At 43.8% G+C, this 12849-nt stretch carries 8 protein-coding genes; all 8 read left to right on the top strand.

Annotated elements, in window-relative coordinates:
* The first annotated feature begins 54 nt into the window (after positions 1 to 54).
* The 8 genes from I6N96_RS11905 (at position 55) to ftsY (ending at position 12714) form a co-directional block, all read left to right on the top strand.
* A complete protein-coding gene (locus I6N96_RS11905; RefSeq protein ID WP_209557769.1) occupies positions 55 to 1731 on the top strand; it encodes a DAK2 domain-containing protein in 1677 nt (558 codons plus the stop codon).
* A gap of 263 nt (positions 1732 to 1994) precedes the next feature.
* Positions 1995 to 4034, top strand: a complete 2040-nt coding sequence (recG, locus tag I6N96_RS11900; RefSeq protein WP_209557768.1) for an ATP-dependent DNA helicase RecG — start codon at positions 1995 to 1997, stop codon at positions 4032 to 4034.
* Between the two features lie 54 nt (positions 4035 to 4088).
* Positions 4089 to 5084, top strand: a complete 996-nt coding sequence (plsX, locus tag I6N96_RS11895) for a phosphate acyltransferase PlsX (RefSeq protein WP_209557767.1) — start codon at positions 4089 to 4091, stop codon at positions 5082 to 5084.
* 290 nt (positions 5085 to 5374) lie between these two features.
* A complete protein-coding gene (gene acpP / locus I6N96_RS11890) occupies positions 5375 to 5614 on the top strand; it encodes an acyl carrier protein (RefSeq protein ID WP_086348583.1) in 240 nt (79 codons plus the stop codon).
* Between the two features lie 544 nt (positions 5615 to 6158).
* A complete protein-coding gene (rnc, locus tag I6N96_RS11885) occupies positions 6159 to 6857 on the top strand; it encodes a ribonuclease III (RefSeq protein WP_209557766.1) in 699 nt (232 codons plus the stop codon).
* A gap of 218 nt (positions 6858 to 7075) precedes the next feature.
* Positions 7076 to 10654 (top strand): chromosome segregation protein SMC, encoded by a 3579-nt coding sequence (gene smc, locus I6N96_RS11880; protein ID WP_209557765.1) that lies wholly within the window; start codon positions 7076 to 7078, stop codon positions 10652 to 10654.
* Positions 10655 to 10672: 18 nt separating this feature from the next.
* Positions 10673 to 11500, top strand: coding sequence for a Cof-type HAD-IIB family hydrolase (locus tag I6N96_RS11875; protein WP_209557764.1), 828 nt, complete (start codon positions 10673 to 10675; stop codon positions 11498 to 11500).
* The gene (gene ftsY / locus I6N96_RS11870) at positions 11500 to 12714 is read left to right on the top strand and encodes a signal recognition particle-docking protein FtsY (RefSeq protein ID WP_209557763.1); all 1215 of its coding nucleotides are present in this window, start codon (positions 11500 to 11502) and stop codon (positions 12712 to 12714) included. The genes I6N96_RS11875 and ftsY overlap by 1 nt, the downstream gene beginning before the upstream one ends.
* Positions 12715 to 12849: the final 135 nt, after the last annotated feature.

The following is a 12849-nucleotide window of genomic DNA, read 5'->3' as shown; positions in this document are numbered from 1 at the left end:
AAAAGGAGCAGGGCTCTGAATGGACTAGCAGTGATCTAAAGGAGGATATTTTAGGTGAATGTAACAGAAATCAGCGCAAGTCAGTTCCAGGAAATGGTACAGGCAGGTGCGTCACGTCTGCACGTGAATGCAGAATATGTCAACTCATTAAACGTTTTCCCTGTACCGGATGGCGATACAGGAACTAATATGAATCTATCAATGACCAGCGGTGCGAAGGCAGTTGCAGATTCTACTTCTGAAAAAGTAGGAGAGCTTGCTACAGCATTATCAAAAGGTTTATTGATGGGTGCCAGAGGAAATTCAGGTGTTATCTTATCTCAATTGTTCAGAGGATTCTCAAAACAGATTCCAGATGTGACAACATTGAATGCCAAGGATTTGGCAGCGGCTTTCACACATGGTGTGGAAACTGCTTATAAAGCGGTAATGAAGCCAGTTGAGGGAACAATTTTAACTGTTTCCCGTGAAGCGGCTCGTACCGGTGAACGCAAAGCAAAAGAAACCGATGACTGTGTCGAAGTAATGGAAGCTGTGGTCAAGGGAGCGAAACGTGCTCTTGCGAAAACACCGGATCTATTACCGGTATTAAAAGAAGTCGGTGTTGTTGATAGTGGTGGTCAGGGGCTATTATTCATTTATGAAGGATTTTTGGATGTTCTATCCGGCAACTACAATCCAGATGAAATCTATGAGCCATCACCAGCTGAAATGGATGAAATGGTGAACGCAGAGCATCATCGCAGTGTTCAAGGTCAAATGGCGACAGAAGATATTCATTTTGGCTACTGTACAGAAATCATGGTTCAAATCGGAGAGGGTCCTACTGTGGACAGCAACTTCGACTATGAAACATTTAGAAACTATCTGGATGGCTTAGGTGATTCCTTGCTGGTTGTTAATGATGACGAGATCATCAAAGTACACGTGCATACTGAGCATCCCGGTGAAGTAATGAACTATGGGCAGAAATTCGGTTCATTGGTAAAAATCAAGGTTGATAACATGCGTTTGCAGCATGAAACGATTCTTGAGCATGACCAACAAACACCGGCACCTGTTAAGAAAGAACGTGTTCCATATGCAGTGATTGCAATTGCTGCAGGTAAAGGTGTTCAGGAGCTATTCAGAAGTCTGGGAGCAAGCTATATCATCAGCGGCGGACAGACAATGAACCCAAGTACTGAAGATATTTTAAAAGCAATCAAAGAAGTGAATGCAGATAAAGTAATCATTCTTCCGAATAATAAAAATATCTTTATGGCTGCGGATCAGGCTGCGGAAGTTGCGGAATTACCAGTAGTAGTTGTACCGTCGAAGACAATCTCTCAAGGGATGACAGCAATGTTGGCCTTTAACGATCAGCAAACTCTGGAAGAAAATAAGGATAGTATGACAACAATGTTGGAAAGCGTGATCAGCGGACAGGTAACAACTGCTGTGCGTGATACAACGATTGATAATGTAGAAATCAAAAAGGATGACTATCTGGGAATGGTCGATGGAAAAATCGTTATTTCTGAACCTGACATGTTTCAGGCTTCTCTGGACACCTTGAATCGCATGGTGGACGAAGATACAGAAATCGTAACGATCATCGTCGGCGAAGACGGACAGCTGTCTGAAGCTGAAAAATTGGCAGAAGCATTAACTGCGGAACATGAAGATTTGGAAACAGAGATTCATGAAGGCAATCAGCCGGTCTATCCATACCTGTTTTCTGCTGAATAGATATTCTTTGCTTTTCGAAGCAGATCATAGCTGACTATAAGCTGCTGGATGCGAGACAAAGAGTCTGTGACAGGTTCTGCCTGTCCAAGCTCATTCAGTTATAGAAGTAAGAGTCTGAACAGTATTCTGACAGGAATATTGGTGCAGACTCTTTTCTATAGCGTTGCTTAGAAAAAAATCGAGAGAATGTTCCGTCGGATTTTGCGTATTTAGTTGTGATGGATGGTTCCGCTAGAATAGGAAGAGAAATGAGAGGAGGCACATTGATGAAACTGACAGATCCGTTACACGTACTCTCTGGTGTCGGGCCAAAGCGTGCAGAAGCATTTAGTGAATTGGGCATACATACAGTGAAGGACCTGCTGACTTATTACCCTTTTCGCTATGAAGATATACAGGAAAAAGTGATCGAAGAAATACAGGATCAGGAGAAGGTCACGCTGAAAGGTACAGTTGTTTCTGAGGCTGTTCTCAGCAGGTACGGCTATAAGAAAAGTCGGCTGAACTTTCGCATCATGCAGGATCATGCAGTGATCAATGTTTCTTTTTTCAATCAGCCTTATCTAAAGGATAAGATCATTCTTTCAGAGGAAATCGCTATTTATGGGAAGTGGGATGCGAAACGAAAAGCCTTGAATGGGATGAAAATCCTTGCGGCGAAAAATGACGGCGAAGAGTTTGCGCCAATTTACCATGTGAACAAGCGTGTGCGACAGAGTAGTTTGGTACAGCTGATACGAACAGGCTTTGATGAATACGGACAGCTGGTGGAAGAAAGCCTGCCGCTAGAGCTGATACAGAAATATCGGCTGATGGATCGACGGGAAGCAATGTTTGCTATGCATTTTCCACGTAATCCTGAGGAAAGCCATCAGGCAAAAAGGCGCATGGTATTTGAGGAGTTTCTATTGTTCCAACTGAAGATGCAAGGGTTGAAGAGACAGGAAAAAGCCGAGAAAAACGGCATTGCCATCCAATATGATGTGAAACGCTTGAAGGAATTTACTAAAAGACTCCCCTTTGAGCTGACACAGGCGCAAAAGAAAGTAACTAATGAAATCTGTCGAGATTTGATGAATCCTCATCATATGCAGCGGTTGCTTCAAGGGGATGTTGGGAGCGGTAAGACAGTAGTAGCTGCAATTGCATTATATGCAGTGATGACAGCCGGATTTCAAGGGGCGCTGATGGTGCCGACAGAAATCCTAGCACAGCAGCATATGGAAAGTCTGCAGCAGCTCTTCGACCCTCTGGAAGTTCGCACAGCCCTTTTGACTGGGTCAACACGTGCAAAGGATCGACGAGAAATATTGGCACAGCTTGCATCAGGGGAAATCGATGTGATTATTGGTACACATGCGCTGATACAAGGTGATGTGGCATTTAAGCGCCTTGGACTGGTTATTACCGATGAGCAGCATCGTTTCGGTGTCAATCAGCGGAAGATATTGCGGGAAAAAGGGCAAAAGCCGGATGTTCTATTTATGACAGCGACTCCAATTCCAAGAACCTTGGCCATCACAGCGTATGGCGAGATGGATGTATCAATCATCGACGAGATGCCGGCTGGTCGTATCCCGATAGAAACACGCTGGATTCGTCCGCCGCAGATCGATACTGTTTTGGAATGGATGAAAACAGAATTGGCAGCGGGGCATCAGGCGTATGTTATTTGTCCGCTGATTGAGGAATCAGAGGCGTTGGATGTGAAGAATGCCACTGAAATCTTCGAACATATGACGGCGTTTTTTGCGCCGGACTATCAGGTAGGACTGCTTCATGGGAAAATGAAGAACCAGGAAAAAGACGAGATCATGCAAGAGTTCAAAGAAAACCGGCTGCAGCTTCTGGTATCTACAACAGTGATTGAGGTCGGCGTCAATGTGCCGAATGCGACGATCATGCTGATCATGGATGCTGATCGTTTCGGCTTGGCACAGCTTCATCAACTTCGTGGTCGTGTTGGACGAGGCTCGGATGCTTCTTACTGTATTTTGGTAGCGAATCCGAAGAATGAGATGGGCGTCGAACGGATGAAGATCATGACGGAAACGAATAACGGTTTTGTTTTAAGTGAGAAGGATTTGGAGCTCAGAGGTCCCGGAGAGGTCTTTGGTGCCAGACAATCTGGTTTGCCGGAATTTATTGTCGGAGATATTGTGACTGACTTTAATGTGCTGGAGGTTGCCAGAGAAGAAGCGTCAGCCATTTGGCAGAAAAAGCAGTGGTGGGTCCTACCGGATTATCAGGGATTGGCGGAAGAAATTCAGCCTGAAAATGAACAGCACCAGTACTTCGATTAAGGGAAAAATATGCTATACTAAATGTTGATGAAAAGGAAATAGGAGGAGTCATTTATGAGAATCGCCGTGGATGCCATGGGCGGAGATAACGCACCGAAAGCAATCGTTGAGGGCGTAATGCTGGCAAAAAAAGATTTTCCGGACATAGAATTTCTACTTTATGGTAAAGAAGATGCAATCAGAGAATATGTTACAGATGAAACCAATATTACAATTATTCATACAGATGAAAAAATAGCAAGTGACGACGAGCCTGTGAAGGCAATTCGTCGTAAGAAGGATGCATCGATGGTACTGGCAGCACAAGCGGTCAAATCCGGAGAAGCAGACGCAATCTTTTCCGCAGGAAACACGGGCGCTTTATTGGCAGCCGGCCTGTTTATTGTCGGACGGATCAAAAATGTGGAACGCCCAGGGTTGATGTCTACTCTACCTGTGATTGGACAAAAAAACGGCGGCTTCGATATGTTGGATTTGGGTGCTAATGCTGATAATAAACCAGAGCATTTGGTTCAGTATGCTGTACTGGGATCATTTTATGCGAATCGTGTTCGCGGCATCAACAAGCCAAGAGTCGCTCTGTTGAATAATGGGACAGAGGAAACAAAGGGCAGCGAGCTGACGAAGAAAACCTTTGAGCTATTGTCTGATAATAAAACAATCAATTTTATCGGAAACATCGAAGCACGTGAATTGCTGAATGGTCCGGCAGATGTGGTTGTGACAGATGGCTTCACCGGAAACGCAGTGTTGAAATCAATTGAAGGTACAGCGATGAACATGATGTCCCTACTGAAGACATCAATCATGGCTGAAGGGCTAAAAGGGAAAATGGGCGGTCTGCTGCTCAAAAACGCCTTTAGAGAAATGAAGTCAGAGATGGATTATTCCAAGCATGGTGGAGCGGTATTGTTTGGCTTGAAAGCACCAGTTGTCAAAACACATGGTTCAACTGGTCCTGAAGCAGTTCGCTATACGATTCGTCAGATTCGTACGATGCTGATCACGGATGTAGTTTCTCAGCTTGTGGAATATTACGAAGGAAAATAGAAAGCAGGTCGTGAAGTCTAAGTCAGGTATTTGCTCAGTCTAGAGTAAAGACCAGATTGAGTCGAACTGTTGGAGTAACGACAGCTATCCTGTACTATTTGCAGTTATTTTTTCTTTGTTTCGTGAAAAATTCAAGAGAAATAGACGAGAGAATTGCAAATGAAATGCAACGACTCTGTAACAAATTTGAAAAAAAAGTAGACAAACGACGATTTTCTGAGTAAAATGTACCATAGCGCTTAAGTCTTTCTAAGATTAATGTTTTTTTAAAGCAGTGGAGGTGAAGACAGTTGACTCGTGAAGAAGTTTTACAGAAAGTAGCGAATATTATCTCAAATCACTTTGATATTGATGCTGAGAACGTAACTGATCAACTGAATATTAAAGATGACCTGAATGCAGATTCAATCAGTGTGATGGAATTTGTTTTAGAGTTGGAAGATGAATTTGGAACTGAGATTTCTGATGAAGATGCAGAGAAGATTGAAACCGTGGGTGCCGCTGTAGATTATATTGTAAACAACTTATAATTACATGACAAAAAATAGGTAGAGCAGGAGTATCCGGATCAAATCAGACACAAGATGTCTTGAGGAAGTAGGACGTATATTGTTCAGCCATTTATTCAGGTTTAAAAATTGAAAGAAGAGGTTGGGACTGGTCCTGACTTCTTCTTTTTTGTATGTGGGAGTCTATTGTCTATATGCGGGTATCAGGCGTATGACTCATAAGCTAAGCGACTTAGGTTCAGCTTCATGAACAAGCTCCGTTCAACAATAAGTCAAAACGTGCCTTGTGGGAAAGGGCACCGCATGTCAGTTTCGTCTTATTGTTCGGCAGCTGCCCAAGTTCGTTCAGCTTTTCTAATTGTCCAGCTTCACAGACTAACTTCTTCGACAATAAGATAACTTGCCTTCAATGATAAAGGGCATCATTAAGTCAAGTTCCTTTATTGCTCGGAAGTAGAGCAAGCCTGTTCAGCTTTTCTAATAACATCAGGGGACAACCTTTTAAATTTCCTGTAAAAAAAGTATAATAGAGAAGGTTGCAAATAATTTTAAAGGAATGTGGAGAATGGACAATCAGTTAACAACAGAACTGAAAGAACGTTACGGCATTGTTTTCCATGATGTCAATTTATTGGAACAGGCTTTTACACATTCATCCTATGTGAATGAGCATCGCTATATGAAACTATCTGATAATGAGCGATTGGAGTTTCTTGGAGACGCGGTATTGGAGTTATTAGTCTCTCAATACCTATACCGTCATTTCCCAGAGTTATCAGAAGGAAAGCTGACAAAGATGCGGGCGGCAATCGTTCGTGAGGACAGCTTATCCAAGTTTGCTAAAGAGTGTCATTTTGATCAGTATATTCTTTTGGGTAAAGGAGAAGAAAACTCAAGTGGTCGGGAGCGTCCGGCATTGCTTTGTGATGTATTTGAAGCATTTTTAGGCGCATTATATCTTGATCAACAGCTAGAGGCTGTCAGAGAATTTATCTCAAAAGTAATATTTCCCAAAATCGATGCAGGTGCTTTTTCACATGAGATGGATCACAAAACAAGACTGCAGGAGGTTCTGCAGCGCCAAGGAGACGTGACAATCGAATATCGGTTGATCAAGGAAGAAGGACCGGCTCATGATAGGATTTTTTATATTGAAGTCTTCTTGAATGATGATTTGATTGGGACCGGGCAAGGCAAATCAAAAAAACTGGCGGAGCAAGATGCCGCAGAGCGAGCATTGAAACAGTTCTCAGAACAACATTGAGTTCTCTTTTAGGTATTTCAATAGTTTTAGGTGACCAAGGACAAGAGTTGTGCGAGCAACTCTTGATTCATTCAGTCATGGTTTGATTTGTGAGCTAGCTCAATCAACGATAAGATAAATTGTCTATAGTGATAGAGAGCATTACTATACCAGTTTCCTATATCGCTCGTTCGCTGGCCAGCTCATTCAGCTTTTACAATCGGAAGGAGTATTTATTCTTGTTTTTAAAACGTATTGAGATCGCAGGATTTAAATCCTTTGCGGATCGGACAGTAATAGAATTTGAAAATGGCGTAACGGCTGTTGTAGGGCCTAACGGCAGCGGAAAAAGTAATATTACTGAAGCCGTTCGCTGGGTTTTAGGTGAGCAGTCCGCAAAAAGCTTGCGGGGCGGAAAGATGCCGGATATTATCTTTGCCGGCTCGGAAGGTCGCAAGGCGCTGAATATTGCCGAGGTCACTGTGGTGTTGGACAATAAGGATCACTACCTTCCGTTGGATTTTTCAGAAATCAGTGTGACAAGGCGCTACCGAAGAACTGGGGAAAGTGACTTTTTCATCAACAAACAGGGCTGTCGTTTGAAGGACATTCAGGACTTATTCATGGATTCCGGACTAGGGAAGGAATCCTTCTCGATTATTTCTCAAGGGAAGGTCGAGGCGATTTTCAATAGTAAGCCTGAGGATCGTCGTGGTATTTTTGAGGAAGCCGCTGGGGTTCTTAAGTACAAACAGAGGAAGAAAAAGGCAGAACAGAAATTATTTGAAACAGAAGATAATCTGAATCGTGTACAGGATATCATTTATGAATTGGAAGATCAGTTGACGCCTTTGGCTGCTCAAAGTGAAGCCGCGAAGGAATTTTTATCTCTTAAGAAAAATCTGACGGAGATCGATGTTAGTTTAACTGTATCTGAAATTGAGCAGGCTAAAGCAATCTGGGAGGAAAAGACTCAGGAGCTGGGGACTGTAGAAACACAGCTGGCAGAAATCAGTCAGAAAATTCATCATTCAGAGGACCAACTGCTGCAGTTGAGAAGTCAGAGAAACAAATTAGATGAACAATTGGAGCAGCAGCAGGCACAGTTATTGAAGATAACGGAAGCGTTAAAGCAGACGGAAGGTCAAAAACAGGTGCTTATTGAGCGATCCAAGCATACTATGCAGAGCACAACGGAATATCAGGAAAGTCTGACGGAGACGGCAGAGAAGATTCAACTGTATCGTACAGAGCTGCAGCAGCTGAAAGAAAAGAATGCTCAGAAGCAGCAAGAGCAGACAGAATTATCAACAGCAATCAAAGAAGCAGAGCTGGAAGTGGAAAAATACAGCAAATCTTCAAAAGAATTATTGGAAGAATTACGCAGCGACTATGTGGAAGTGATGCAGGAACAGGCAAATACCGCAAATGAGCTGAAGTATCTAGAGCGCCAATATCAGCAGGAAACAGCGAAGAACCAACAGGCTGTGGAAAAGCATGAGAATTTGGAAGCACAGTTATCCACAGCGCAACAGGAACAAGAGCAGCTGGCTGAACAACTGGAAGCATCAGAAGCTCAGCTGGAGCAGCAGCGGGCAAATTATACGGCGGCGAAACAACGACTTGATCAGCAGCAGCAAGAACAGTCTGTGAAACAAAAGCAAATGTATCAGACGATGAATCAGGTGCAGCAGGTCAAAGCAAGACGAAAGAGTCTGCAGGAGATCCAAGAGAACTATGCTGGGTTTTATCAGGGAGTTCGTGCGGTTCTTAAGCAAAAGAACCAGCTGAACGGTATCGTGGGTGCAGTGGCGGAATTGATTGAGGTGCCTAAAGAATTCACATTGGCTGTGGAAACAGCGTTGGGTGGAGCGGCACAGCATGTAATTGTGGAAAACGAGGCAGATGGACGTGCGGCAATCACTTTCTTGAAGCAGCAGCACAGTGGTCGGGCAACCTTCTTACCTTTGACAACAATCAAACCACGTCAGTTATCCACAGCTGTTAGAGAAAAGATAAAAGCTGTTGAAGGATTTGTGGGGATTGCCAGTGAGCTGATCCAGTATCCTGAAAAAATCAGTCCGGTGGTACAGAACATTTTAGGCGTGACGGTTCTGGCAAGAGACTTATCAAGTGCCAACCGATTGGCGAAGCTGATCAATTATCAGTATAGAGTAGTTTCGTTAGACGGAGACGTGATGAATCCCGGCGGATCAATGACTGGTGGAGCAAACAAAAAGGGCAATCAAGGCAGTCTTTTTTCTCAAACGCAGGAGCTTCAAACGTTGACCGAGCAGTTGGAGCGGTTAGAAGCGCAGCTGACAGAGAGCGAGAATCAAGTACGCCAGCTGACTGAGCAGGTCAAGGAAACGACGGAAGAGTTGGAAGAGCTGCGTTCAAAAGGCGAGCAAAGTCGTCTGCGGCAGCAAGAGCTTGAGAATAAACGAACCAATAAAGAAGAGGCAGTCAATCGATTGACGAAGGAAAAACGTCTGTTTGAATTTGAAAGTCGTGAACTGCATCAATTTTTAGAAGAATATCAAGAAAAGCACAAACTGCTGGAGCAGCAGCAAAGGGATTTAGTTACGGCGAAAGAGCGACTGGATCAGGAGATGCAGCAGATCGATCAGGAAGCCAGCCAGATGGAAACACACAAGGCGAATGCGCAGGAACGCTTGAACAAGCTTCAGGCGGAACGGGCAGTGATCGGAGAGCAGTTGATGCATCTGGAAGGTCAGACGAGGGACAAGCAGTCTCAACTGGATGAAGTACTATTGAAGGAAAGTAGTTTGAAGCAGCAGCTGCAGCAATTGAACGATCATTCCAGTGACCATCAAGTTACCGAAGAAAGTCTAGCGCTTCAATTGGCGCAGTTTTCTGAGAAGCGCGGGGAACTGGAGGAAGCAATCCGACAAGGCAAAGAAAAACGGCAAGGCTTACAGCAGCATGTGGATCAGCTTGATAGCAGCTTGACTGACGAGCATAAGCACCAACAGCAGCTATTGACACAACAGACGCAGCTTGAGGTTGTAAAAAATCGTTCAGAAATCAAACTGGACAATGCCTTACAATATTTGCAGGAAGACTACAATTTAACCTATGAAAAAGCAAGGGCAGATTATCAGCTGACGATAGAGGCTGAGGCGGCGAAAGTCGAGGTCAAGCGTTTGAAGCGTGATATTGAACGACTAGGACCGGTCAATCTAAATGCGATCGAGCAGTATGAACAGGTGAATGAACGGCATGAATTTCTGGTTACTCAGCGAGATGACTTGCTGGAAGCGAAGGATCAGTTGTTTGAAACCATGGAGGAAATGGATCAGGAAGTCAAAATCCGGTTCAGTGAAGTATTTGAAGCGATCCGAGGGCAGTTCAAGGTTGTCTTTCCAAATATGTTCGGCGGCGGTCGAGCAGAGCTGGTACTAACAAATCCAGATGATTTACTGAATACAGGGATCGAAATCGAGGCACAGCCTCCAGGCAAGAAGCTTCAGAATCTAAGCCTGCTTTCTGGTGGAGAGAGAGCTTTGACAGCTATTGCGTTACTGTTCTCTATCATTCGTGTTCGTCCGGTACCGTTCTGTATTTTGGATGAGGTCGAGGCTGCGTTGGACGATGCCAATGTATCCAGATTTGGGCATTACCTTAGTGATTTTGAAGATGAAACACAATTTATTGTTGTTACTCACCGTAAGGGAACGATGGAGGCGGCAGACGTGCTGTATGGTGTGACGATGCAGGAATCAGGCGTTTCTAAGATCGTTTCTGTTCGTTTGGATGATGTCAAAGAGGGCGGAGCAATCTCCACCAGTGCATAGAAAACAGGAGGAGCAAAGATGATAAAATTGGTTGCAATCGATTTGGATGGTACACTATTAAACAGTCAGAAGCAGATCAGCGAAGAAGATAAAAAGACCTTGAAACAGGCAAAGGATCAGGGTGTTAAAATCGTGATTTGTACAGGTCGTCCGTTAGCAGCAATTGTCGGTTATTTGGATGAGCTGGGTTTGAATGAACCAGGCGACTATAGTATCACTTTCAACGGCGGTTTGGTACAAAAAAATGATACAGGCGAGATCATAGAAAAAGCTTTGATGCCTTTGGCGCATATTCATGAGCTTTATGAACTGGCAGTATCGCTGAATATTCCCTTGGATATTCTATCAGAGGGTACCGTTTTACATTTGCCCACATCAGCTGAATATCCATCTATTTATGGTCAATTGAATAATTTACTGACATTTGAGCCAATAATATTGGAAGAAATGGCGACAGATCGCATTTACAATAAGGCAGTCGTTGCAATCGATACAGAATACTTGGATGAACAAATCAAAAAAATTCCGGCTGATTTTTATGAACGCTATGAAGTGATCAAAACCCGCAGTAACCTTCTGGAATTCATGCCGAAGGGAATCACGAAGGCTTATGGTATTTCACTATTAGCAAGAGATTTGGATATCAAGCAAGAAGAGGTCATGACGATCGGTGATGAAGAAAATGATTTACCGATGATCGAATATGCAGGAATCGGTGTTGCGATGGAAAATGCTGTTGAGATGGTCAAAAAAGCAGCGGATGTGATCACTAAAAACAATGATCAGTCCGGTGTGGCTGAAGCAGTAAAAGAATACGTATTGAAACCACTGGAAGGAGTAGACTGATGGGATTTTTTGATCGAATAAAAAAGGCGTTCACAGCCGATAAAGAAGCTGAGCAGGAACAGGATCAGCTGCAAGAAGAAGTCCCGACAGAGCAGCCGGAGGACAGTACTATAGATACTGTTGAACAAGAAACACCTGCTGCAGTGGTTGAGGAAGACAAGCAAGAAAGCGAACCTGAGATAGTGGTTGAGCCGGAAGTTGAATCTGCACCAGAGCTCGAGGTTGCTCCGGAACCTATTATTGAAGAAACTGTTCCAATGATTGAACCGGAAAAGGAAAAACAGAAGAAATACGAAAAAGGTCTGGAAAAGACCAGAAAGACATTCTCTCAGCGTTTTAATGAGCTGATGGCGAATTTCCGTAGTGTAGATGAAGACTTTTTCGAAGAGCTGGAAGAAACGTTGATTGGTGCAGATGTCGGCTTTGAGACCGCAATCAAGATCACAGAAGAGCTGAGACAGGAAGTAAAACTTCGTAATGCGAAGAAGACTGCTGAGGTTCAGAATACAATCATTGAAAAAATGGTCAATCTGTATGAAGCAGAAGGAATCGATGAAAACAATGCACTGAATATCCAGCCAAATGGTTTGACCGTTATGTTGTTCGTTGGTGTAAACGGTGTAGGGAAAACAACGAGTATCGGGAAGCTGGCACATGAGTATAAAGAAAGCGGCAAGAAGGTCATGCTGGCAGCAGCGGATACTTTTCGTGCTGGAGCTATCGATCAGTTAGTTGTTTGGGGCGAACGTGCCGGAGTAGAAGTTGTTCGTGGGAATGCGGGCGGCGATCCTGCTGCAGTAGTGTTTGATGCAGTGGCTCGTGCCAAAGCGGAAGGCGCAGATGTTCTTCTGGTGGATACTGCCGGACGTTTGCAAAATAAAGTGAACTTGATGAACGAGCTGGAAAAAATCAAGCGAGTGATTCAACGTGAACTTCCTGATGCACCACATGAAGTCCTGCTGGTTGTCGATGCAACGACCGGACAAAATGCTATGGCTCAGGCAAAACAGTTCAAGGAAACAACGGATGTTACCGGCTTAGTACTAACTAAGTTGGATGGTACAGCGAAAGGCGGAATCGTCTTAGCAATCCGTAACGAACTGCACCTGCCGGTGAAATTAGTCGGGCTGGGCGAAGGCATCAACGATCTGGAACCATTTGATGCCAATGACTTTGCAATCGGCTTGTTTAAAGGATTGTTGAGGGAAGAATAAAAGAGATAAAAAGAGAGTGGGACAATAGTCAGAAAAAATCTGATCATTGTCCCACTTTTTTTGATTTAGGGGTACATAAAAAGCACACAACCTTGTATGATTAAAGTGCCTAAACCCAATCAAAAGGAGCGTGCT

Source organism: Enterococcus larvae, assembly GCF_017830045.1.
Taxonomy (GTDB): Bacteria; Bacillota; Bacilli; order Lactobacillales; family Enterococcaceae; genus Enterococcus_L; species Enterococcus_L larvae.
The sequence above is the reverse complement of the archived record's forward strand: the minus strand, read 5'-3'. Positions and strand labels throughout refer to the sequence as shown.

Excerpts from the sequence above, each read along its gene's own strand:
- plsX (WP_209557767.1), top strand. The coding sequence starts at position 4,089 with ATGAGAATCGCCGTGGATGCCATGGGCGGAGATAACGCACCGAAAGCA.
- rnc (WP_209557766.1), top strand. The coding sequence starts at position 6,159 with ATGGACAATCAGTTAACAACAGAACTGAAAGAACGTTACGGCATTGTT.
- I6N96_RS11875 (WP_209557764.1), top strand. The coding sequence starts at position 10,673 with ATGATAAAATTGGTTGCAATCGATTTGGATGGTACACTATTAAACAGT.
- ftsY (WP_209557763.1), top strand. The coding sequence starts at position 11,500 with ATGGGATTTTTTGATCGAATAAAAAAGGCGTTCACAGCCGATAAAGAA.